The sequence below is a fragment of the Leucobacter sp. UCMA 4100 genome, from assembly GCF_027853335.1.
Taxonomy (GTDB): Bacteria; Actinomycetota; Actinomycetes; order Actinomycetales; family Microbacteriaceae; genus Leucobacter_A.
Window position 1 is genome coordinate 1236968 of record NZ_JAFEUS010000002.1, and the last position, 23260, is coordinate 1260227.

General features: G+C 60.1%; 19 protein-coding genes. 15 read left to right on the forward strand and 4 right to left on the reverse strand.

Annotated features, from left to right (window positions below):
- Positions 1-2 precede the first annotated feature (2 nt).
- Both JSO19_RS05900 and JSO19_RS05905 read right to left on the reverse strand, forming a co-directional pair.
- The gene (locus JSO19_RS05900) at positions 3-3305 is read right to left on the reverse strand and encodes a DEAD/DEAH box helicase (RefSeq protein ID WP_270909086.1); all 3303 of its coding nucleotides are present in this window, start codon (positions 3303-3305) and stop codon (positions 3-5) included.
- On the reverse strand, positions 3298-3957 hold the full coding sequence (locus JSO19_RS05905; protein WP_270909085.1) for a hypothetical protein: 660 nt from the start codon (positions 3955-3957) through the stop codon (positions 3298-3300). Before JSO19_RS05905 ends, JSO19_RS05900 begins: the two co-directional genes overlap by 8 nt.
- A gap of 270 nt (positions 3958-4227) precedes the next feature.
- Here JSO19_RS05905 and JSO19_RS05910 point away from each other — a divergent pair, with 270 nt between their 5' ends.
- From JSO19_RS05910 to JSO19_RS05935, 7 genes are all read left to right on the forward strand, one after another.
- The gene (locus JSO19_RS05910) at positions 4228-4959 is read left to right on the forward strand and encodes an HsdM family class I SAM-dependent methyltransferase (RefSeq protein ID WP_270910374.1); all 732 of its coding nucleotides are present in this window, start codon (positions 4228-4230) and stop codon (positions 4957-4959) included.
- Positions 4956-5966: a restriction endonuclease subunit S gene (locus JSO19_RS05915; protein WP_270910375.1), complete on the forward strand. Its 1011-nt coding sequence runs from the start codon at positions 4956-4958 to the stop codon at positions 5964-5966. Before JSO19_RS05910 ends, JSO19_RS05915 begins: the two co-directional genes overlap by 4 nt.
- The gene (locus JSO19_RS13120) at positions 5945-6472 is read left to right on the forward strand and encodes a restriction endonuclease subunit S (protein WP_442915677.1); all 528 of its coding nucleotides are present in this window, start codon (positions 5945-5947) and stop codon (positions 6470-6472) included. The genes JSO19_RS05915 and JSO19_RS13120 overlap by 22 nt, the downstream gene beginning before the upstream one ends.
- Before the next feature lie 48 nt (positions 6473-6520).
- Positions 6521-7000: an ATP-binding protein gene (locus JSO19_RS05920; protein WP_270910377.1), complete on the forward strand. Its 480-nt coding sequence runs from the start codon at positions 6521-6523 to the stop codon at positions 6998-7000.
- Positions 7001-7046: 46 nt separating this feature from the next.
- Positions 7047-7589 (forward strand): ATP-dependent nuclease, encoded by a 543-nt coding sequence (locus JSO19_RS05925; protein ID WP_270910378.1) that lies wholly within the window; start codon positions 7047-7049, stop codon positions 7587-7589.
- A 3-nt stretch (positions 7590-7592) separates the two neighbouring features.
- Complete coding sequence (locus JSO19_RS05930; RefSeq protein ID WP_333735222.1) at positions 7593-8096, forward strand: ATP-dependent endonuclease; 504 nt, start codon at positions 7593-7595, stop codon at positions 8094-8096.
- A gap of 209 nt (positions 8097-8305) precedes the next feature.
- Positions 8306-9229, forward strand: coding sequence for a hypothetical protein (locus JSO19_RS05935; RefSeq protein WP_270910382.1), 924 nt, complete (start codon positions 8306-8308; stop codon positions 9227-9229).
- Between the two features lie 155 nt (positions 9230-9384).
- Here JSO19_RS05935 and JSO19_RS05940 read toward each other — a convergent pair whose 3' ends face one another.
- A complete protein-coding gene (locus JSO19_RS05940; RefSeq protein ID WP_270910383.1) occupies positions 9385-9678 on the reverse strand; it encodes a hypothetical protein in 294 nt (97 codons plus the stop codon).
- Between the two features lie 1017 nt (positions 9679-10695).
- Here JSO19_RS05940 and JSO19_RS05945 point away from each other — a divergent pair.
- Together JSO19_RS05945 and JSO19_RS05950 are read left to right on the forward strand one after the other, a co-directional pair.
- Positions 10696-12318 (forward strand): DUF6119 family protein, encoded by a 1623-nt coding sequence (locus tag JSO19_RS05945; RefSeq protein WP_270910384.1) that lies wholly within the window; start codon positions 10696-10698, stop codon positions 12316-12318.
- A gap of 321 nt (positions 12319-12639) precedes the next feature.
- Positions 12640-13665: an Atu2307/SP_0267 family LLM class monooxygenase gene (locus tag JSO19_RS05950; RefSeq protein ID WP_270910386.1), complete on the forward strand. Its 1026-nt coding sequence runs from the start codon at positions 12640-12642 to the stop codon at positions 13663-13665.
- Positions 13666-13678: 13 nt separating this feature from the next.
- Here the strand turns inward: JSO19_RS05950 and JSO19_RS05955 are convergent, their stop codons facing one another.
- Positions 13679-15112, reverse strand: coding sequence for an MFS transporter (locus tag JSO19_RS05955; protein WP_270910388.1), 1434 nt, complete (start codon positions 15110-15112; stop codon positions 13679-13681).
- Between the two features lie 188 nt (positions 15113-15300).
- On the opposite strand from JSO19_RS05955, the gene JSO19_RS05960 reads away from it, so the two are divergent.
- The 6 genes from JSO19_RS05960 to JSO19_RS05985 all read left to right on the forward strand — a co-directional run bounded on the left by JSO19_RS05960 (position 15301) and on the right by JSO19_RS05985 (position 23178).
- Positions 15301-15813: a VanZ family protein gene (locus JSO19_RS05960; RefSeq protein ID WP_270910390.1), complete on the forward strand. Its 513-nt coding sequence runs from the start codon at positions 15301-15303 to the stop codon at positions 15811-15813.
- Positions 15814-16171: 358 nt separating this feature from the next.
- Positions 16172-17782: an ABC transporter substrate-binding protein gene (locus JSO19_RS05965; RefSeq protein ID WP_442915709.1), complete on the forward strand. Its 1611-nt coding sequence runs from the start codon at positions 16172-16174 to the stop codon at positions 17780-17782.
- A 6-nt stretch (positions 17783-17788) separates the two neighbouring features.
- Positions 17789-18742: an ABC transporter permease gene (locus tag JSO19_RS05970; protein WP_270910393.1), complete on the forward strand. Its 954-nt coding sequence runs from the start codon at positions 17789-17791 to the stop codon at positions 18740-18742.
- Positions 18742-19665 (forward strand): ABC transporter permease, encoded by a 924-nt coding sequence (locus JSO19_RS05975; RefSeq protein ID WP_270910394.1) that lies wholly within the window; start codon positions 18742-18744, stop codon positions 19663-19665. Before JSO19_RS05970 ends, JSO19_RS05975 begins: the two co-directional genes overlap by 1 nt.
- A 5-nt stretch (positions 19666-19670) precedes the next feature.
- Positions 19671-21488 (forward strand): gamma-glutamyltransferase family protein, encoded by a 1818-nt coding sequence (locus JSO19_RS05980; protein ID WP_270910396.1) that lies wholly within the window; start codon positions 19671-19673, stop codon positions 21486-21488.
- A complete protein-coding gene (locus JSO19_RS05985) occupies positions 21472-23178 on the forward strand; it encodes a dipeptide ABC transporter ATP-binding protein (protein ID WP_270910397.1) in 1707 nt (568 codons plus the stop codon). The genes JSO19_RS05980 and JSO19_RS05985 overlap by 17 nt, the downstream gene beginning before the upstream one ends.
- Positions 23179-23260: the final 82 nt, after the last annotated feature.

Consider the following 23260-nt stretch of genomic DNA (forward strand, 5'->3'; position numbering starts at 1 on the left):
GATTAGTTCCTTTCGGTAAGCATGTTATCGACAAGCTTCGCGAGTTCTGCTGTGCTCATTTCGGTGACGTTCTGCACCCGGAAATGGCCTGATTCCGTCATCCACTCTTTGCGTTCTTCCAGGCCGCCAGAGACAGCTTCGATGGTGATGTCATGGAGAATCTGGTTATGGCTCATCTCGAAGACTTGCTTCGTCAAGATGTGCTTGAGCCGCTGGTGCTGATCAGGGATCGTAGTAGCAAGCCCCGAATCCAGGCGACGAACCAGTTCCATGATGAACAGACCTGCCGTTGAGAAAGGATCGATAAAGGTCTTTGACGGATCCTCAAAGATTCCTGGGTTTTCCTGTTCAAGCAAGTCAACCATTTGGTTCACCACAGCCTGTGGCGTGAACACCAGTGACGACTTCTGCCGTGGAATGTAGGCAAAGATGTTCTCGGTGAGCGAGTTGTCAAAGTAATCAGCGAGTTCTTTCTTCTTTGCAAGGAACTCCTGGATTGACTGATCGAATACAGCCTCATCGAAGAAACCAGGGATCTGGACTACCTTCCCGTCTTCTTCGACTATTTCCTGGCCGTCCCGGAGGATGCGGAACTCGGATTCGCTGATACCGGTGATTTCCTTGAAGACCTCATCTGGGGTGTGGTCATCGAAGTTTGCCAGACGCATGTCCTCGCGTCCATATGCCATCAGGAACAGAGGGATGGTGCGTGCAAAACCGCGCAGATGGGAGCGAGCATCGTCCATCGTGGTGTTGGCACGTTTCTGCTCCTTCTTGGTCTCTTCACGGGTAACGGTTTCCATTGCCACGTCCTCGGAAGATTTCTTCAGAATGGCCATGAGCTCTGTCTCAAACACAGAATCATTTTCGGCCTTCTTTTTTTCGACAGCTGCCACTTCTTCGTCAGTGGTGGCCTTCTCCCGTTCGTCGTCGAGGTGCTTCTCAGCAATGTTCTTTTCGACGATGGCACGCTCAACAGCAGTCTCCACCTTGGCTTCAGTCTGCTTGATGTCCCGGTTCACCTGGGCGGCAGTCAGGCCGTATTCGTTTTTGAGTCTCTCACGAATGTCTTTAGTCTTCTCAGTGACGAAGCTGGCGAGCTCTTTGGCTAACTTAGTCGGTGGCTTCGCTGGATTGATGGCAGGCGCTTCTTCCTTGCTCCACACAGGAGCGCCAAGTTCAGCAACCTTCGGGTTGATGACCGTGTCAACATCAACCTGGACGTTGCCTTCGCGGTCGGTTGAAGGTACTGGTTCATCAAGGGAGATCGTAGTGCCGCTCTTGAGCTTGCCTTCTTTGGCTTCCGGGAGCTTCTCAAGAATCTTCTTGACGTGCTCCGAGTAGCGGAAGATTCCGGCCACGTTATCGAACAACAGATTCGAGAGGAACCCACGTCGCACCACCTCCTTGGCCTTGAAAACCTGCGGAATGGTGAGCACCTGGGCGGCGTCAAGCTCCACCATCCGGCCTTCTGAGTCTTCACCAATGACCGGGAAGAAGTTCAGTAGGCGGCGGATGTTGTCTTGACGCGCCTCCGGGCTGCCGGATTGGTTGGAGCGCAGATTGTTGGCGAACTCGTCAAAAATCGTGAGGGTTCGCTCGGGTGCAAAGTCGAAGATGTAGGCGTTCTTCTTCTGCAACACATGTTCGCCCCGCATGAAGGTATGGGGATTCTGAGCACGAAAAGCTGCCTGCATGTACAGTGCCGGCGAGGAAAGGTTCGACAGCATCAGCACCGCTGTCCACTCCGGCACGGTGACTCCGGTGGTCAGCTGCCCGACAGAAAGAGTGATCGTCTTGCCGCCGTTCTTCTCGGCTTCAGCGATAGTCTTTCGCACCTTGTCCAGCGACTTCTCGGAAACCGCCGTGTCCATGCTGTCGTGGCTCTTGCCATCGCCAGCAGCGAGAATGATCGTGTAGTCCTTGAACACCTCGTGTTGCTTCAACAGCTTTTCGAGCGCCTTGGCCGAAGCGACACGGTCCAGCAGCCAAAAGGAGTGCCGGATTTCTTCGCGTAGTTCAGGCGTGGAGAACGGGTACTTCTCATTGTGTGTCAGGCAGTCCAAGAACTTGAGGATGTCCTCGCGGTGCTCGAAAACGCCGTTGTCCTTGGTCGTGAAGAACTCGTTGAGGTCGAAGGCATAATCAATGTTGGCCGCGTCTTCGGAGATCGCTACGCCCTGGGCAAGACGATCGGTGATCATGCGCGAAATCTGGTACGTGAACATGTTCAGCGTAGGCAGGGATGCGTAAGGATTGTCCCGCGACTCATCCGACCACTCTTCGCGAGCAGTCTGTTCGTCTTCGTAGGTCCAGTTGAAGATCTGTTCCTGATCGAACTTCCCTGAGGCCAAGGCCTTGAACGGGGTGCCGGACAGGTGCAGCGTCTGCGTGCGAGTGATGTTGTCAAACGCGATGTCGGTTTTCGTGGTGTCGATGCCCTCGTGGGCTTCGTCGATGACCAGCAGGTCCCACTCGAAATCGGCGATGTGCTTCAGCTTCTTGTGGTGGCCGCCGAAGTACTGGGAACCCTTGAGGTCCTGCAGCGAAAGGAACTCCACAACGCGAGGGTCCTCGTCCTGATTCTGGGCAGAGTACTTGCGCCAGTCCTCACGGGTCATTGTCTCGCGGCCAGCCAGCGATGCTGATTCTGAGACGAAAACATAGGAAGTCTGATGCCCGATGAAGCGGGTGAAATCGTCGAACCATGAGTTGGCGATAGCAGGACGGTTGGTCACGATGAGGACCTTGCGAGCCTCAAGGTGGCGCATAAGGTCGTAGGTTGTCAGGGTCTTGCCGAAACGTGGCTTGGCATTCCAGAGCACTTCGTCATGTCCAGCAGCGAACGCTTCCAGCGCCTGTTTGACCGCAGCTTCCTGTTCGGGGCGTAGGCTGTACTCATCAGTGCCCACGCGCTGCATATCGACTTCATCCTGGCTGGCGAACTGAAGGAAGTAATCCTTGGAGGTTCTCGGAGCGTCGGCGAAGTGATGCCACTCGGTGCGCTTTGGCTGGGCATCGGGGTTGTATTCCCGCTCAATGCCCTGCTGCTTCAAGTAGGTATGGAAGTCCTTGTCGGTGAATCGTCCACCGCGTTCAGTCTGGAAAAAAGCCCGCAGCGCCCACAACTTTTCCTTGCGCACGGACAGTTGGGATGCCTGCTGCGCGATGCGTACATCTGGGCCGCCGGCCTGCTCGGTGTATCCGATTTTCTCCCAACCTGCGTACTTGGGAATGTCGGGGGTAGTCCACGAGTATACGTACGGAGTGACTTCGTGGAAAGTGCTGATCTTCGGGTTAGACATTAGCCTTCACTTCTTTGTAGACGTGCTCGACGCGGCAGACTGCGTAGGAGTCGTAGATCGCAAAATCGAACATCCCTATGCCAGTAGATGAGTTTCGCAATGATGAAAGAGAGAATGGTTCTCGCTGGACCATGCCTGGTTCGTTGAGCACGCGATGCCACCACGAGAATTGAATCTCTGCACCAGCGGCATCAAGACCTGTGAGGGTGTTGCCCTGGAGAATGTTGCGCTCGATAAGCTTGGCTGCCGAACGGTAGAGGTTCGTGCGTGGTCCACAGGAGTTTCCGGCGCGTTGGTGGAACTCGACGAAAATGTCTAGAAGCGATTCTTGCGCTGCCCGGTGATTGTCTTCGAGGAGCTCGATAGCGTAGATCGAAGCGAGGGCAAACAAGGATTCGGTCTGCCACACTGTCGGCTGGTAGCGCTTCTCGATGGCGTGCAGCTTCCGGCGAAGTATGGCGATCAGGAAGTTTCCGTCGCCAGCGGCAGGCTCGAAGAACGTCTTGTCTACGAAGTTAGGGCCGGTTTCTAACTCTGGCTTCACGAGGTCAAGCATCCGATTGACCATCGACCTTGGGGTGAATACCTCACCATGCGCTCTCACTCGATGGCGCGACTTGATGAGTTGCTCATCTGGTGTCAGTGCTGTCATTGATCCTCGTGAATTAGGTGCAAGTTAATCTATTCTTCAATGTATCAGATTCTTTACATTCGATTGATGGTTACGCACTCCTTTTGCCGACTACCCAGCTGATGGCGAGGACAACCTGTCTACAGTCTCGTGCTATGTCCATGCGGAGAAAAATCATGGGGGGTGTCTTGCAACTGTTAGCGCCCCGATCGCGGAGACGATTCGATTTTCGTCCGGGCGCTCTGGGGTGCGTAAAGAGGGAAGTACAGACATCCTGACTCTGACGCGCGGATGCTTAGGGACAGATGGTTACTTTTCAAAGTAGCGGTCAGGCCGGTCGAAGAGTCAAGTTACAACACATGCGAACAATGCAGGGAACCGCCCTACGGTGGAACTGAACAAGAATCAGTCAAAGCGAACTTTCCTCAAACGTTCCGTTCCTCTGAAACCGCAGACCTTTTCATCGCGCTCATCACCTACAGGCTCAAACGAAACGGACGAGCCGGGGTCGTATTGCCCGATGGGTTTCTCTTCAGCAACGACGGAGCGAAGCTCGCACTGAAGGAACGGCTCCTCAAGGAGTTCAACCTCCACACCATCGTCCGCCTGCCCGGATCAGTATTCTCGCCTTACACCTCCATTGCCACCAACCTTCTGTTCTTCGACAACACCGGCGAAACCAAAGAGACCTGGTACTACCGAGTAGACCTCCCCGAAGGCTACAAAGCGTTCTCCAAGACCAGGCCAATGCTGAGAGAACACCTGGCAGACGCCGCTGAGTGGTGGGTGGATCGTCGAGAGATCCAGGACGCAGACGGCAATCCTAAAGCGAGGCTGTTCACCGCCGATCAACTCATCGAGGGAGGTTACAACCTTGACCTCTGCGGCTTCCCACGGGCAACCACGGTCGTACTCAGCCCAGAAGAAACCATCGCTGACTATAAGGCCAAACGAGCCGAACTTGATGCGCAAATTGACGCTAAGATCGCCCAGATCGAAGCACTCCTGGCGGTGACAGAATGATCGCCGACCGCCTCCGCGCCGCCGTGCTCCAAGCAGCTATCAGCGGCAAACTCACCGACCAACGCACAGAAGACGGCACCGCAACAGAACTCCTGGAGCAGATCGCTACAGAAAGGGCTGCGCTGGTCAACGCGAAGAAGCTTAAGAAGCAGAAACCGCTGCCACCCGTCACGGAGGAAGATCGGCCATTCCAGATACCCTCCAATTGGGTATGGGCACGTTTCGGGGAGGCCACAAGGTATGCCCAGCGAGGCAAGTCTCCAACGTATGCCGATGTCTCCCCGTATTTGGCGGTCTCTCAGAAGTGTGTACGCTGGACAGGGTTCGATCCTGCTCTGGCACGCCCGTATGCACCCGAGGCGTTCGCGGCGCTTCCACAGGATCGGATTCTGAGTGCGGGTGACATTCTTTGGAACTCGACAGGTACCGGCACAGTAGGGCGGTCAACCGTCCTGCCAGAGTCAGGTGACTTTGGCAAGATGGCTGCAGATTCGCACGTTACCGTCATACGAACCTTCCCAGAGGTTCTTCCCCGGTTCGTCGACGTCTTCATCTCGTCGCCGCACATTCAGCAGAACATGGACGACCTGACAAGCGGAACCACTAAGCAGCAAGAACTCAATTTGGGAACCATCCTTGAGTTACAACTCCCTATTCCGCCTCTAGCGGAGCAGGTTCGAATCATCGCAAAGCTTGATGAGGTTCTGCCGCTCATCGATGAACTTGCTGAACTCGAGAAAGAGAGAGAGCATCTAGACCACGAGTTCGCCAAAGCAATCGAACGCGCGATCCTCCAAGCCGCCATCAGCGGCAAACTCACCAAGCAACACCCCGAAGACGGCACCGCAGAAGAACTCCTCGAAACCATCAAAACCAAACGCCAAAAACTCGAAAGGAGGGCAAAGTCAAAAAACAGAAACCACTACTACCAGCGGATAAAACAGACGAACCCCTCGACCTGCCAAAGACGTGGGCGCACCCCGCTTTGGGCGAGCTTGTCACACTGATTCGTGGTATCATCTTCCCGGCGTCAGCGAAACACAAGGAATCGTTTACTGGAGCTGTCCGGTGTCTGACCACAGGGTCGGTGCAAAGTAGGTATTCAGACAGCGCTGATGTGTTCGTAGACGCCTCGTTCGTTAAGCGCTCCGATCAGTATCTAGCTCGCGGTGATGCCATCTTGTCAACAGCAAACTCAACCGCGTTAGTAGGAAAATCGATCTACTGGGATCAGGCTCAGGAGCGCACATTCGGCGGGTTCTTAACTGTTGCTCGTGCGATTGATAACCGACCCGCTGTCACTCGATATCTTCATACAGTCCTACGAACACTGTTCCTTGGCGGTGCATTCGCCGAAAAGTCGACTCAAACGACAAACATTGCAAACCTCAGTAATACGATCCTCTATGGGATTCCGATCCCTCTACCGCCCGTTGCAGAGCAAGAACACATTGCTGCCAAGCTCGACCGAGCGCTCCCCCTGGCTCGAGACATTGGGGAGCTGGTGTCGTGATTACCAAGGTTCACATTCGAGGCTTTCGTTGTTTCAAAGAGCTTGACTTTGACCCCCGACAAGAAAATGAACATCATCGTGGGCGGCAACGAGGCTGGCAAGCCTACGATTCTTGAAGCTATCTCGATGTCGCTGACTGGCCGCGTAAACGGTGGGCTCTGGGCGGGCGATCTACTCAACCCATATTGGTTCAACAAAGACCTGGTAGCCGCGTTCTTCGACGACCTCGAAGCAGGCAAGAAGCCGAAGCCGCCTGAGTTCCGAATCGACGTCTACCTGGATATGGAACGAGGTGATGCGGAAAAGATGCGCGGCATTCACAACATGCTCAAACAACACGACTCTGTTGGCATCACTCTCCACGCTCGCCCCGATACCGAGTATGCCCAGGAGTTCGAGGAGTATCTCGCCGCAGACGAGTGCCCACGGGTACTGCCTGTTGAGTACTACCAGCTGGAGTGGCACGACTTCGCACTGACAAGTGATGCATCGAAAGCCCAAAGAACTCAATATCGCGGTTATCGATAGTCAGACGATCCGGTCAGAGCGAGCACTCGATTACTACACAAAATAATTGCTTGAAGAGCGCCTAGATAAGCGCGCTCGCACGAGTATCGCTGTCGAGCACCGAAAGATGCGCTCACAGCTCGGCCACGAGATGCTGTCCAACCTAAATAGCACGTTGGCAAAGGAGTCCGAAGGCCTGCAAGGGCCTACGGTGGGCGTTCAGGTCAACCAGTCGCGGGCAGCATCTTGCGAGGCGACTCTCGTACCCGACCTCGACTCGATCCCGTTCAGCCTGTCCGGGCAAGGTGAACAAGCCGTAGCCAAGACGGCGCTTGTCATGAATCGAACGACTTCGAAGAGTAACTATGTGCTCGTCGAGGAGCCAGAGAATCACCTGACGCACACTCGCCTGAGAGTGCTACTCAATCTGATCAATGAACGGGAGGCAGACCGGCAGGTCTTCGTCACGACCCACAGTTCTTACGTTCTCAACCGGTTAGGTGTTGATCAGCTTGCGCTCCTGAACGACGGAGGTATTCACAGGCTCAGCGACATGGATGCCACCACTACGGCATACTTCCGAAAACTTTCGGGCTTCGACATCCTCTGAATCCTGCTCGCCGACCGCATGGTGCTCGTTGAAGGGCCTTCCGACGAGATTCTGTTCAACCGTTTCTTCTCAGACAAGTATGGCAAGGAACCCCTCGACCTGGGTGTCGGTGTCATGTCAATCAGTGGCACATCATTCAGGCGTGGCTTCGAGCTTGCGACACTACTCGACAAACGAATGGTTGCGATCCGTGACAACGACGGCAAGAACCCTGACGATGTTCGCGCAAAGTTGAGCGAGTACCTGAGCGATGACCGACGTGAACTCTTCGTTGGGGAAGAGGAAGGTGGTGAAACCCTCGAACCACAATTGATTCACACAAACAGCGACGAACTTATCCGCCGGATACTCGATGTGGAAAACGGTAAGGATCTCCTCCAGTGGATGACCAACAACAAGACTGACACTGCTTTAGCGCTTGCGGAAGACAATGAGCAGTTAACGCCTCCGAAGTACATCAGTGATGCCATTGCTGCGATCATGGCGGATACGCAAGCAGGCTCATGACTCACCTGTTCGTTCATGCTGCAACCGGATCTGGCAAAACCGAACACATCGTGTGTACCTGCGCAAATCGAGACAAGCCCAAACGCAGGCTGATCATCACCCTGATCCAGTCGGGTCAGGAGGAGCTGATATCGAGGCTCTCCGATGCCTGCAGTGCAGACCAGGTACCTGACGCCATTGGCTGATATGCGTTCCTAATCAATCATTACGTGCGCCCGTACCTGCCGTACCTCTTCGATGGGCTCAGACCCACGGGATTCATTTTTGACCGCGACCTGCATCCGAAGAACCACTTCCGATTGGCAGGTGAAGCACGTTATTTCTCTTCTAACGGCTCGATCTATCGAGAGAGCTTGCCTGAGCTCTCCGTTAAGGTGGCCGAAGCGGCACAAGGAAAGGTCGAGCATCGACTGAGTCGAATCTACGACGAAATCATCATCGATGAAGTGCAAGACATCAGTCGCAAGAGTCTGGACTTACTGGCCCGGCTCCTCGACTGTACGAGCCTACGTTTAGTCATGGTTGGCGGTGTTCGGCAATCCTTGCTTGACAGCGACCTGATGCCAGCCAGGAACAAGAACGCGGATCGGTTGCAGCTATTGAGCTGGTATCGAGACCATGAAAACAGTGGACGTCTCGCTATCGAGGAGATGACCACAACTCTCAAGTCTAACCAGGTCATCGCGAGCTTCTCTGACGTGATCGTCCCCGCAGAACTGGGATTCGCGCCGACAACGTCGGCCAACAAAGAAACCACTGGCCACGATGGTGTCTTCCTGGTAAATGAGGCGCATCTGAATGACTACATTCAACGCTATGGGGCGGTTCCGCTGAGTGGCAGCGCAGCATCAGGAAAACACCTCAATCATCTTGGATTCACGAATATTGGCCAGGTCAAAGATCTGACCTACGACCGAGTGATCATCTATCCCACGCAGCCGATGCTAGCGCTCATCTCTACTGGTAAACCATTGGTGGACAAAAGAGCATGTAGTTTCTATGCGGCCGTTACACGTGCGAGGGCTTCGGTGGCTAGCATCGCCGATTCGAAGACGCTCACTAAACGTTTCCGTGAGAGCCCAACGCTTCCCATCGAATTGTGGGAACCTCCCGAGCATGAAGGGGATGCGTAGAGCAGTGCAGTAGAAAGTTCAGCATGAGTGAACACCCGAACCATTTGGTGCGGTGAACACCTTTAGCGGAACGTCAGCTGACACTGCATCCGTTGGTACAAGCGCACCCTTCCCGATAAGTTGCTCAACGCTGAAGCATTGGAAGCGCGACTGGTTCAGCTTGCACTCAGCAGATTCCACGAGGACTTTTGCCACGAAACCGCGCGGTTCTCGCAGTGCTTCCAAGGTTCAGCCAACTGCTGTTGATGCGCGTTTTGCACCCAATCCGCTCGCTTGTACAACGCCTGCGCCGGCTCAGGCTCGTTCCTCGTCAAATCGATGAGCAGCATGATACGCGAGGCAGGGGTGTAAACACAATGAGGGCCAAGCAATTCAAGGGAGAACAGCTCTGCTGCATCGAGTTTGACCGGGAGATTTACGCCCTCGCATGCGCGAATATGCTCATTCATAAGGACGGGATGACGAACCTTGCCCACATGGACGCCCGAACCGAGAGCGGCAGCCAATGGATGAAGACCACTCGTGCGACGAAGATCTTAATGAACCCTCCATACGAAAGCAAGCTCGGCTGTATGAAAAACGTCGAGAATGTTCTCAACAGCGTGGACCGCGGCACTCTCTGTGGCTTTATTCTGCCCGATAAAAAGTTGGAGAAGACAAGTAAAACACAAATGTCCCGCATACTGCGGCGCCACCGGCTACTACAGGTAGCAAAACTTCCCGAAAATCTGTTCTTTGGTGTCGGGGGTGACCACAAGTATCTTCATATTCGAAGCAAGCAAGCCAGAGGAAGGAAAAGTTCTCCGCAGCCAACATCGCAGAAGACGGCCTCGTGGCCGTCAAAGCAAAAGCCGTCACGACGTACATAGCCGCTGGCCTACTATCGAGAATTACTGGGTCGATGCCATCGAGCGCAGCAGCGATACCACGCGCGGCACCGGCCAGTGGATCGACCCGGCGCCGACTGCCTTTTGCCTTGTTTCACAAGTTCAGCGGCTGGTCCCGTTGGGGTTCAAGAGTCGAACTTGCGATCCGCGGTTCTGCAAAGTATGCATTTCCCGGATTTTTTAACACACATGGCTCTGCATTTTCCTGACCATTAACAAATTAAAGGAGCGTCCCCGGCGAGCCGGAGCTCGCTCAAACTAAATCATGAAGAGTGTTTATGAACATCTAAATGGATAGGCTCTCACCTAGCTCCAGCAAGCCATTCTGGATACTCTCTTGAACAGCGACAAAACTAATAAGCTTAAGAGAAAATTTTCAGTCCCACGCATCGTAATTTTGAGCATTCGAGAGCCCCATTCTGTGTAGTCATTACACCGCGTTCACTTCAATCCCGCCGTGGCTTTTCCACTCGTGCCTGAAATCCAGCGCGGCTGAGAGTCAAATTGCAATTCTGATGCCAGGATGAGAGTGACCAACCATACGAAGGGGTGGCTGGCATACCCAGAGAGGCTAACAAATTGGCTCGACCAAAGGCGACGACGCAAGCTACGACGTTGTATCGTTTACGTCACACTGACAAGCTAGAGCAGGCGGTCAAGGAAAAGTACCGCAATGACTCAGCGATCACCGTGGAGGAATGCAAAATAGGTTCCCAGGATGCAGTCCTGGTCCACGGGTCAATCGGAGCCGGGGGGACGGTCAAGTGGGCGAGCCGCGTGCATCAGCTGACCCAAGTGGCAGTGACTGCTGAAAACATGACCGCCGGCGGTGTCTTGCTGTTGAGGTTAAACGATGACAGCGATGCAGCAACGTGGGCCCTCTCCTGGGGCATGGGATGGCTGCTTCTAGATCAGGCCTTGGTCGAGAGCTCTTTCGGCCAGAAACTGGCGATTAGGTCCGCAGACCCTGACCTTCTAAGCTCACTGACGCGGACGGTACTGGACGAACGTGCCAAAGTTGACAGGTCATCGATTCCTGCGGGTGCAGGACTGACCGGATTTGGGATCGGTGGGTTCGGCGAGCTCGTGACCCGTGTTGTAGGCAAAGCCGAAATCGAAGGCCTCACTGTCGGTAAAGCATTCCGCGTGCGTGGGGCAGACGCAATTTCGGTGCCGCTTGGGCTGAGCCCTGCGGCACTCCTATCTGATCTAAACGTACTTGATAACCTACTTTCTCAAGATCCACGGCCAGAGCTAGAAGTCTTGGAGCAACTAGTACCTGTCAAGAGGAAGAGCCACCTCCATAACACGCTGGATACCCGCCTTAAGGCAGAACTACAAAAAGGTGCGGGAGCGTCAAAAATTGCCGCCACATGGCCGCATGAGCACCTTGATGAAAATTTGCCACCCGAGTCCTTCCGCGTAAAACGCGTAGGAAACTCAGAGCCTCGCCCAGGTTTACCGACCGCAGAGCTGATTCTAGAGCTTATGAAAGATCGAGAGTTTGATTGGTTGGAGCTCATCAAGATCCAATTATTCTCGGACGCTGAAGGCAACGAGCCCATCAGTGCGGAAATACCCCTACGCAAGTGGGTGGCTTACGAGGAAGAAATAAACGGACTACGGTACTTCTTATACAACGGGCAATGGTTCGCGATGGATCTTGATTACGCGAAGCTGCTGGATGATCGTGTCCAGCAGATCTTTGCAATGCAGGCAGGTATCACCATGCCTGCTTGGGCCGCCCCAGATAACGAGGAAGCCTACAACAAGAAAACCGCAAAAGCTCTAGGTGCGGTTCTGATGGATAGAAAGCTTATTCAGACGACTCAAAACAAACGTGGCTTCGAGGCCAGTGACCTGATTACAGAACAGGATGTTTACGTACACGTGAAGTCGGCTACCTCGTCTGCGCCATTGAGCCACCTGTTCTCACAGGGGGGAAACTCCGCCCATTCACTACAATACGACGAAGAGGCTCGCAATAAATTGCGAGAGCGTGTCAAAGAACGTAAAGGTGATCCTGATCTCATAGGTATGAAGCCTCGAAAAGTCATCTTTGCAATCCGGCCAAGACAACAAGGCGGAAAGCTCACGGCGGACCACCTATTTAGTTTCAGCAAGGTTTCACTCGTACGCGTGTTTGATGAGCTAGAGAGCCGTGGAATTAAAGTGCGAGTGGTAAGTATCAACTATGTGTAGAAGGCCGTGAAACATAGTTCAGTGAGGTGGCCAAGCGACTATCCTTTACGTCTTGCAGTAATGACCTAATTACCCCCCCCCCCCCCCGTTAATTCGAGAAACTCGCCGAAGGCCTCGCCGATGGCCATCACGGTTAAGCACCAGTTAGTTCTGGCACTTTCACACTAACGAGCAGACAGGCTTAACCCAGCAAAGCAAGGCCGAGGGGTTCTGCCCACCGTAAGACACCCTCAGTAGAGACTGTGTACAAGTGCGTCCTATTCCCTTCCGCACAGCCATCGCGAAAAGGAATAAGCTAACCACACCTGCGTTACACCCTCCATGACCAACATCGAATTCGGCCTAGACACGTTCGGCGGCGTCACGATCGACGCGCAAGGGAAGCCGGTTGCGCACCCACGGGTGATCCGCGATCTGGTGAGTGATGCGGTGACTGCCGACGAGCTCGGCCTTGACTTCTTTGCGGTAGGCGAGCATCACCGGCCCGACTACGCGGTGTCGAGCCCCGAGATGGTGCTCGCCGCGATCGCGGGGCAGACCGAGCGCATCAGGCTCGGGTCAGCGGTCACGGTACTGAGTTCTGACGATCCAGTGCGCGTGTACGAGCGGTTTGCGACGCTCGACGCCGTGTCGAAGGGGCGGGCCGAGATTGTGGCGGGGCGCGGGTCGTTCATCGAGTCGTTTCCCCTGTTTGGCTACGACCTGCAAGACTACGAGGTGCTCTTCGAAGAGAAGCTCGAGCTACTCGCGGCGCTCTTAAAAGAGGAGCCAGTCACGTGGTCGGGCACCACACGTGCGGGGCTCACCGAGCAGCGCGTGTTCCCGACGACCGAGGGCGGCATCAAGACGTGGGTGGGCGTTGGCGGCAGCCCCGAGTCGGTCGTGCGCACCGCGCGGCACGGGTTCGGCCTGTTTCTCGCGATCATCGGTGGGCCCGCGGCACGCTTCGCCCCCTACATCGACCTCTTTGAGCGCTCGCAAGACGAGCTCGGCACGCCGCGCAAGCCCGTCGCGGTGCACTCGCCGGGCCTCATTGCCGAGACCGACGAGGCCGCGCGCGAGATCGTGCGCCCCGGGTGGATCAAGATGCGCCAGCAAATGGGTCGCGAACGCGGCTGGCCCCCGCCACAGGTTGGCGATTTCGAACGAGAGATCGAGCAAGGTGCGCTGTACGTGGGGTCGCCAGAGACCGTCGCGAAGAAGATCGCTGAAACACTGAAGACGCTGCGCGTTGACCGGTTCGATCTGAAGTATGACCAGCCGGTTCCGCACGAGGCACAGCAGCGCACCGTCGAACTGTACGGCGAGAAAGTTGTGCCGATGGTGAAGGATATGCTGGCAAGTTAAACACGTACGCACCTCACCGCTCACTCTTTCGCGAAAGCCACAGTCCCGCACCCACGAGCAGGGCGGTCACGGCTGCCAGCACCGCGCCAGCCACCGTGACCGCGGTGTCGAACTCGGCATACTGGTCGGGGCTCCACGATGAGGCGGCAAGGGAACCTGCGAAGAGTGCCGTGAGGGTCGTGCCCGCGAGGGCGAGGCCCACAGCGGTGCCCACCTGGCCGGCAGTGTCGGCGAGCGCCGCCCCGACGCTCGTGCGGTTTTCGGGCAGGCCGCGCATCACATTCGTTCCGGCAACGACCGCGACGACGCGCATGCCTAAGGCGACGAGGGTGAGCGCGAGCGCGATCCACAGGTATGAGCGGGTGCCGAGCAGACCGTACACGGCGAGGCCCGCGACGATGAGCGTCGAGGCGTAGCGGGCAGCCTGGGTCATGCCGACGTGGGCGACGAGCGGGGTGACGAGAGCGCCGCCCGCGATGAGCACGACGACCTGGGGCAGCATGCCGAGGGCGGCCTGCGCTGGGCTCCAACCGAGCGAGAGTTGCAGGTGCAGCGTCACGAGATAGCCGAGCGCGCCCACCGCGAGCGAGGCGGCCGCCTTAAAGAGCAGCCCGCTCGCGACGAGGGGGCGCGCGATGAGCTCGAGCTCGATGATCGGGTGCGTGGCACTGCGCTCGCGCACGACGAAGAGTACGGCGGCTATGGCAGACCCCGCGACGGTCACCCATGGCAGCGGCGAGGCAGCGCCCGCCTCGGTGAAGGCGGTGGGCACGAGCATGACGCCCATGATCGCGGCGGTGCCGAGCAGCGAACCGGTGATGTCGATGGGGGCGCGGTGCAGATCGGCTGGGCGATCCGCCGCTATTCCCTTCGCGATCGCGGCGAACGCGAGCAGCGCGATCGGCGCGTTCATCGCGAGCAGGGCTTGCCACGGGGCAATTGCGAGTATCATTCCGCCGGCGACGGGGCCGACGGCCATGCCGACGAGGCCCACCGTCGCGATGATGTTCATGCCGCGCACGCGCAGCTCGTCGGTGGCGAAGAGGCGAAAAGCGAGAGCCATCGAGCCGGGAGCGGTCATTGCGGCCGCAACGCCCGTCACCGCGCGAATCGCGATGAGCTGCCACACCTCGGTGACGAGCAGCACCGAGAGGCTCGCTGTGGCCAAGATGGTGAGGCCAACGAACATCATGCGGCGGCGTCCGAAGCGATCGGCAAGGCCGCCAAGCGCAATCATGAGACCGCCGAACACGACGCTATAGGTGAGGGTGATCCACTGCAGGGCCGCGGTCGAGGCGCCCAGCTCGCGGCCGATCGACGGCAGGGCAACGTTCAAGATGGAGTTGTCGAGCATCTCGACGAGAAACACGGCAGCGAGGCCGGTCATGGGCAGCCATGCTGATCGCAGCGAGGCGTGCGGGCGTGGGGCGTGGTCGGGTGAGGGCACAGTGCTCCTTCAGTCAAGTGAAGGAGTGACGGCGCCGATGCACCGTGTGTACGCGCTGCGCCGATCGTGACGTGGGTCACGCGGCGCAGTCTTTTACCCCGATGTGAAAAGCCTAGGGCGAATGCGAAGCCCCCGTCAACCGCGCACTGCTACTCTGCAAACACCCTTTCAGCCGCAAAGGAGCGCCCTTGCTCGCCACATACCTCGTCGAATACCCGTGGGTCACCCCCACCGTCGTGCTGTGCTTCGCGATCGTGAGCGTGCTCGTCGGGCCGTGGCTGCTGGCGCGCAAGGGGCTCACGCGGGTGCTGCTCGCGCTCGCGGTTCTCGCCGTGGCGGCGCTCGTGTTCACGCCGACCGGGTACGAGATGAGCATGGTGTGCGAGGTTGAGTGGATGCTGCCCCTGCCCAAGTACGTCGAGCCCTTCGCGAACCTCGCCATGTTTGTTCCGCTGGCCTATTTCGCCGCGCTCGTGAGCGGCCGCCCCGTCGTGACCGCGATCGTTGCTTCGGCCGGGTCTGCGCTCATCGAGACCGTGCAGGTGCTCGTGCCCGCCCTTGGCCGCAGCTGCTCGACCGGTGATTGGCTCTCGAACACGCTCGGCGCGATTCTTGGAGCCGCCCTGGGCTGGGCCGCGCTCGCGATTGCCCGCCGCCGGGCACGGGCTCGTGCGCAGGGTGAGTCGGCGATCCGCCACTAACGGGCTATGCGAGCCGGGCGGCGCGGTGTCGGCGCCCGAGCGAACCTTTGCCTGACTTTCGCGCCGAATCGCCCCGAAAACCCGATTTCTACGCCGAAAATCAGGCAATAGTTGGCGGATCGGCCCCGGCGCATCACGGGGCAAGCACCAGCCCGGCGAGAGCCCTGCCGCGCCTCCGAAGCGCCTCGATTGTGCCAGCACGCGCCCGTCGCGCGAGCTTGTTTGTATACAAAAACTGTGAAAATGCCCCGAAGTTTGTATACACTTATGGGCAGTCTCGTTCGCCAGCGAAGGCGAACTCGGAGTCAGGAGAACCATGCAAACAGACGGAACGCGAGCACGTGCGTCCCGCAAACTGATGGGTGTGGCTGGTTTTGCCGTGCTCGCCATCGCTGCGACCGGGTGCGTGCCCATTCAGCACCCACCCGAGGCAAGCCAGCGGGCCGACGTCGTTCAGGCGCCCACCGACGGCATCACCGCGAAAGAGGGCGGCGACCTTGTCATGGCGCTCTCGTCAGAGCCCGACCGACTCGACCCGACGACGTCGACGTCGCTGTACACGCGCTTCGTCATGAGCTCGATGTGCGAGAAGCTCTACGACATCAACGAGAAGGGCGAGATCGTGGGCCAGCTCGCGACCGACCTTCCCGAGGTGAGCGGTGACGGGCTGCGCGTGACGATTCCGGTGCGCGAGGGCGCGGTGTTCTCTGACGGCACGCCCTTCAATGCCGATGCGGTGCGCGAAACCCTCGAACGCAACCTCACGCACGAGGCCTCGGTGCGCAAGACCGAGCTCGGGCCGATCGAGCGTGTGAGCGCCCCCGACGACACCACCGTCGTCATCGAGTACGGCACGCCCTTCGCCCCGCTCACGGCGGCACTGGCCGACCGCGCGGGCATGATCATGTCGCCCACGGCGCTTGCCGAAGAGGGCGAGTTCGCCGAGCACCCGAGCTGCGTTGGGCCCTTCAAGTTCGTGAAGCGCATTCCGCAGACCTCGATCGAGCTCGAGCGCGACCCGAACTACTATGCGGCCGACGAGATTCACCTCGACACGATCAGCTACCGCATCATGTCTGACGCGAACATTCGCGCGGCAAACCTGCGCTCGGGCGACGTGCACGTGGCCGACTCGATCTCACCGCAGGACGCCGACGCGCTGCTGCTCGAGAACGATCTTGAGCTACTGCAGTCGGGCTCGCTCGGCTACCAGGGCCTCACGATCAACATCGGCAACGCCAACGGCTCGGGCCAGCCCGTCGAGCAGCGCGAGGGCCCACTCGCCTCTGACGCGCGCGTGAGGCAGGCGCTCGACCTGTCGATCGACCGGCCGGCGCTCGTGAACTCGGTGTTCAACAACTGGTACGACCCCGCGTGCAGCGCGGTCGCTCCCACGACCCCGTACGCGACCGACGCGTCGACCGGGTGCCCGACCTACGACCCTGAAGCGGCGAAGGCGCTGCTCGAAGAGGCCGGCATCGAGACCCCGCTGCGCGTCGACATGCTCGTCGCCAACTCGCCCGACGCGCTGCGCTACTCGCAGGCACTCCAGGCGAGCGTGCGCGAGGGCGGCTTCGACCTGCGCATTAACCCGGTCGAGTACTCGACGCTGCTCGACATGCAAAAGCAGGGCAAGTTCGACCTCATCCAGTTGGGCTGGTCGGGCCGCATCGATCCGCACGGCAACATGGCCAACTTCTTGATGACGGGCGGCGGCAACAACGACGGTGGCTATTCGAGCCCCGAGATGGACGATCTGCTCGTGCGCGCAGCACAGCTGAACGACATCGACGAGCGCGCCGAGCTCTACGGCAAGGTCGTCGAGCTCGTGCACGAAGACGTTCCGCTCATTTACACGTACCGCCAGCGAAACATCACCGGCCACTCGGTCGATGTGACCGGTGTTCGAACCTACAGTGACGGTGTCGTGCGGCTCGCCCGCGCCGCCTTCGTGGCCGAGAAGGAGTAGCGCGCCATGCCCAAATACCTGCTCAACCGACTGTGGCAGTCGGCCCTCACCCTCGTGCTCGCCTCGATCGTCGTGTTCGTTGGCATTCGCATGATTCCGGGCGACCCGGCGCTCGCGATGGCGGGCGAAGAGGCCGACCCCGAGATGATCGCGGCAACCCGCGAGAAGCTCGGCCTCGATAAGCCGATCATCGTGCAGTACTTCGCGTTCATCGCCAACATGTTTCGTGGCGACTTCGGCAACTCGGTGCGCACCGGCGCACCCGTGAGCGACCTCATCGGGGCGACGCTGCCGGTGACCCTCTGGCTCGCGACCTACGCGATCGTCATCGCCGTGATCGTCGGCGTGCTCGCCGGCGTCATCGCCGAGCGTTTTCGCGGCCGCTGGCCCGAGTGGATCGCGAACATCTTCGCCATCGTTGGCCTGTCAGTGCCGAACTTCTGGCTCGGTATTCTCGCGATCATGTACCTCTCGGTCATGCTCGGCTGGTTCCCCGCGTCGGGCTACGTTCCGGTGCTCAATAACCCGATCACGGGGCTCTATTACCTGACGCTGCCCGCGATCATTCTTGGCATCAGCCTCGCCGCGGTCATCATGCGCCAAACGCGCGCCTCGATGATCGAGTCGATGGGCTCTGACTACGTGCGCACCGCCCGCGCGAAGGGCCTCGGCCGCTTTCGCATTCTGTTCAGGTACGGCCTGCGCAACTCGCTCATCGTCGTCATGACGATCGTGGGCCTGCAGCTTGGCGGCCTCATCTCTGGTGCGGTCGTGACCGAGCGCATCTTCGGCTTGCCGGGCTTCGGCAAGCTCACCCTCGACGCGGTGTTCACCCGCGACTACCCGGTCATTCAGGCCGTCGTGCTCGTCGTGACCCTCGCGTACATTGTGATTAACCTCGCCGTAGACGTGCTCTACTCGGTCTTAAACCCCCGCATTCGCGTGGGAGGGAGGAAGTAATGGCCTCGAAATCTTCACGCACTGGCATGAGCCAGGCCATGCCCCCGAGCACCGCGGCGCTCGCACTCACCGACGATCTCGGTTCAGATCGCGGCCGCATCTGGCGTTCGCTCAAGCGCAGCCCCCTCGGCCTCGCCGGCGGCGTGCTACTCGTCATCGTGCTCATCGTCGCGGTGTTCGCGCCTCTGCTCGCGCCCTATGACCCGGCAGAGGTGCACTTCGACACCCCGTTCCAGGTACCAGGAACCGTCGGCTTCGCGCTTGGAACCGACGACCTCGGCCGCGACATTCTCTCGCGTATTCTCTACGGAACCCAGGCCTCGGTGCAGGTGGGGCTGCTCTCGGTCGCCCTCGCCATCGTCGTCGGCGCACCCCTCGGGCTGCTCGCCGGCTACTGGCGCTGGCTCGACGCGATCGTCTCGCGTCTGACCGACGTCATGCTCGCCTTCCCCTTCCTCATCATCGCCGTCGGCCTCGCCGCCATTAACGGCGCCAGCCTCGGCAATGCAGCGATCGCGCTCGGTATTGCGCAGATACCCACGATGATCCGCGTCGTTCGTGCCGAAACCTTCAGGGTCAAAGAGCTCGACTTCGTCATGAACGCGAAGGCCATGAGCGCGAAGCCGTTCCGCATTCTCGGCGGGCACGTCTTGCCGAACATCACCTCGGCGATCATCGTGCAGGCCACCGTGATCATTCCCGTCGCCGTCATTGGCGAGGCCATTCTCTCGTTCCTGGGCCTCGGCATTCAGCCTCCCGGGTCGAGCCTCGGCATCATGCTCTCTGACGCGCAGCAGTACATCTTCCGCGCACCCAGCGCGGCCGTCTTCCCCGGCCTCGCCATCATGATCATTTGCCTCGCTTTCAACCTTTTTGGCGACGCCCTTCGTGACGCGCTCGATCCGTCGAGCGCGAGAAAGTAACCGACATGAGTTTCACCCCACCCGCTGAATTCACCACCCGCCCGACGCTCAACGGCTCGTTTGGCATGAGCGCCTCAACGCACTGGCTCGCGACCGCATCGGCGCAGGCCGTGCTCGAGCGCGGCGGCAACGCCTTTGACGCTGCCGTCGCAGGTGCCTTCGTGCTGCACGTCGTCGAGCCCCACTTGAACGGCCCCGGCGGCGACATGACCGGCGTCTTCTTCGACGCGAGCGACGAGCAGGGCCCGCGCGTGCTCATGGGCCAGGGCCCCGCACCCGCTGGCGCGACCGCCGAGCACTACCTCGGCGAGGGCCTCGAGCTCGTTCCCGGATCGGGCGCCCTCGCGACCGCGGTGCCCGCCGCTGTCGACGCCTGGCTGCTGCTGCTCGAAGAGCACGGCACCTGGGAGCTCGGCGACGTGCTCGCCTTTGCGATCGGCTACGCCCGCGACGGCCACGCCGCCCTGCCCCGCGTGAGCACCACGATCGAGAGCGTGCGCGAGCTGTTTCTCGAGCACTGGCCGAGCTCGGCAGCGCTGTGGCTCGAAGACGGTGAGGCACCGAAGCCCGGCGCGATCATTCGCAATGAGGCCTACGCCCGCACGCTCGACCGCCTCGTCGCCGCCGGCACCGAGCTCGGTGAGGGCGCGAGCCGTGAAGAGCGTATCGAGGCAGCACGCAGCGCCTGGGGCGAGGGTTTCGTCGCCGAGGCCGCTGCCGAGTTCGTGAAGGCCCCGCACCGCCACTCATCGGGCACCGACCACGCGGGCGTCATCACGCGCGACGACTTCGCGGCCTTCAGGGCCTCGACCGAAGACGCCGTGACGATCGAGTTTCGCGGCTACACGATCGCCAAGACGGGCGCGTGGGGCCAGGGCCCGGCGCTCCTGCAGACCCTGCAGATTCTCGCGGGCTTCGACGACCACGAGATCGACCCCTCGACCGCCGAGGGGGCGCACCGCATCATCGAGGCGCAAAAGCTCGCCTACGCCGACCGCGAGGCTTACTACGGCGATCACGAGGTTCCGCTCGACGTGCTGCTCTCTGAGGAGTACGCGGGCGCACGCCGCAGCCTCATCACCGACGACGCCTCGGCCGAGTACCGCCCCGGCATCGTGCCGGGTCTCACCCCCTTCGCGCCCCCGCTTCGCACCGAGTACCAGCCACCTGCCCTCGCGGCCGGCGAGCGCATCGCTGGCGTCGGCGAGCCGACCGTGCAAAAGACCGGCGTGACGAAGGGCGACACCTGCCACATCGACGTCGTTGACCGCTTCGGCAACATGATCTCGGCGACCCCGTCTGGCGGCTGGCTGCAGTCGTCACCCGTGATTCCCGAGCTCGGCTTCTGCCTCGGCTCACGCCTGCAGATGACCTGGCTTGAGGCGGGCGGCCCCTCGTCGCTCACCCCGGGCAAGCGCCCCCGCACGACGCTCACCCCGACGCTCGTGCTCAAAGACGGCGAGCCCGTCATGGCGCTCGGTTCGCCCGGCGGCGACCAGCAAGACCAGTGGCAGCTGCTTTTCTTGCTGCGCGTGATCGTGGGCGGCTACACGATGCAAGAGGCCATCGACGCCCCCGCCCTGCACACCACCTCGATTCCCGAGTCGTTCTGGCCCCGTACCTGGACCCCGGGCGGCATGGTCGTCGAGGATCGCCTCGGCACCGAGGTCATCGAACGCCTCGAGGCCATGGGCCACAAGGTCACCCGCGCAGGCGACTGGGCCCTCGGGCGCCTGTCAAGCGTGGGCCGTAACCCCGAAACCGGCGAGCTTCAGGCCGCCGCTAACCCCCGAGGAGCGCAGGGCTATGCAGCAGGACGCTAACACGAACGCCACCGACGCACTCGTCTCGGTTGACGGCCTCACGGTCGCCTTCACGACCGACTCGGGCGAGACCCAGGTGCTGCACGGCATCGACCTCGACATCTTTCCCGGCGAGCGCGTCGCGATCGTTGGCGAGTCGGGATCGGGCAAGTCGACGGTCGCAGCGGCGATCATGGGCTTGCTCGCTTCAAACGGCCGAGTAAGCGGCGGATCGATCACCTTGCGTGGCCAAGAGCTCACGGGCGCGAGCGAGCGCGACATGCGCAGCATTCGTGGCGAACAGATCGGCCTCGTTCCGCAGGACCCGATGTCGAACCTGAACCCGACCATGAAGGTCGGCGCGCAGATCGCCGACACGATTCGGGCGCACCCCGCGAGCCACGGCGACCTGTCGCGCACTGGCGTCAAGCAGCGCGTCACCGAGCTCATGTCGCTCGCGGGCATTCCCGGCGCCGAGCGCCGCTCGCGGCAGTACCCGCACGAGTTCTCGGGCGGCATGCGCCAGCGCGTGCTCATCGCGATCGGCCTCGCCTGCAACCCGCAGCTGCTCATCGCCGACGAGCCCACCTCGGCGCTCGACGTCACGGTGCAGCGGCAGATTCTCGACCACCTGCAAACCCTCATCAACGCCGAGGGCATCGCGCTCCTGTTCATCACCCACGATCTCGGCCTCGCGGCTGACCGTGCCGACCGCGTCATCGTGATGCGGCACGGGCGCATTGTTGAGCAGGGAACTCCGGAGCAGATTCTCAAGGATCCGCGCGAAGAGTACACCCGTCGCCTCGTCGACGCGGCTCCCTCGCTCGTCGCGGTGCGCGACGGTTCACGCGACGGCGACGATGACGCGGCGAAGGTGCTGAGCGAGCCGGAAGCGGTCGCGGGTGCCGCGGGCGGTGCTGCCGCCGGGCAAGACGCGCTGCTTCGCGTGCGCAACCTCACCAAGGATTACCGCATTCGTGGCGGTGGCGGGACCCTGCGCGCCGTGAACGACATCTCGTTCGACGTCGCTCCCGGCACCACGACGGCGATCGTGGGCGAGTCGGGCTCTGGCAAGACGACGCTCTCGCGCATGGTGCTCGGGCTCGAATACCCCACGAGCGGAACCGTGCACCTCGGCGACGAAGACATCGCCGCCGCGAAGGGTGCCCGCATGCGGGCCGCGCGCAGGCGCATGCAGCCCGTGTTCCAGGACCCCTTCGGTTCGCTCGACCCGACCTACAGCATCGAACGCCTCATCGACGAACCGCTGCGCATCTTCGGCATCGGCGATCGTGCCTCACGCAGGGCCCGCGTCGCCGAGCTGCTCGACCAGGTATCGCTGCCCCGCGCGGTCGCGCAGCGCAGGCCCGCGCAGCTCTCGGGCGGCCAGCGCCAGCGCGTCGCGATCGCCCGTGCGCTCGCGATTAACCCGCAGCTCGTCGTGTGCGACGAGGCCGTCTCGGCCCTCGACGTGCTCGTGCAAGACCAGATTCTCGATCTGCTCGCCGAACTGCAGGCCGATATCGGGCTCACGTACCTCTTCATCACGCACGATCTCGCCGTGGTGCGTCAGATCGCGCACGAAGTGCTCGTCATGAAGCAGGGAGCCGTCGTCGAGTCGGGGCCTGTTGATACTATTTTCCAAACGCCAGAAACCGAGTACACCGCACAGTTGCTCGACTCGATTCCCGGGGCGGCGTTTTTCGCCTAGGCGCGTGCGGGGTGCCGAGCCACGCCATCAAGGCGAAGCTCGGCACCCCGGCCGGCCTCACGCAATGAACAAGGGAGTGCCC

Coding starts and splice junctions, on each gene's coding strand:
- JSO19_RS05915 (WP_270910375.1), top strand. CDS start 4,956: ATGATCGCCGACCGCCTCCGCGCCGCCGTGCTCCAAGCAGCTATCAGC.
- JSO19_RS05910 (WP_270910374.1), top strand. CDS start 4,228: ATGCTTAGGGACAGATGGTTACTTTTCAAAGTAGCGGTCAGGCCGGTC.
- JSO19_RS05975 (WP_270910394.1), top strand. CDS start 18,742: ATGGCCTCGAAATCTTCACGCACTGGCATGAGCCAGGCCATGCCCCCG.
- JSO19_RS05900 (WP_270909086.1), bottom strand. CDS start 3,305: ATGTCTAACCCGAAGATCAGCACTTTCCACGAAGTCACTCCGTACGTA.
- JSO19_RS05940 (WP_270910383.1), bottom strand. CDS start 9,678: ATGAATGAGCATATTCGCGCATGCGAGGGCGTAAATCTCCCGGTCAAA.
- JSO19_RS05970 (WP_270910393.1), top strand. CDS start 17,789: ATGCCCAAATACCTGCTCAACCGACTGTGGCAGTCGGCCCTCACCCTC.
- JSO19_RS05905 (WP_270909085.1), bottom strand. CDS start 3,957: ATGACAGCACTGACACCAGATGAGCAACTCATCAAGTCGCGCCATCGA.
- JSO19_RS05985 (WP_270910397.1), top strand. CDS start 21,472: ATGCAGCAGGACGCTAACACGAACGCCACCGACGCACTCGTCTCGGTT.
- JSO19_RS05965 (WP_442915709.1), top strand. CDS start 16,172: ATGGGTGTGGCTGGTTTTGCCGTGCTCGCCATCGCTGCGACCGGGTGC.
- JSO19_RS05950 (WP_270910386.1), top strand. CDS start 12,640: ATGACCAACATCGAATTCGGCCTAGACACGTTCGGCGGCGTCACGATC.
- JSO19_RS05980 (WP_270910396.1), top strand. CDS start 19,671: ATGAGTTTCACCCCACCCGCTGAATTCACCACCCGCCCGACGCTCAAC.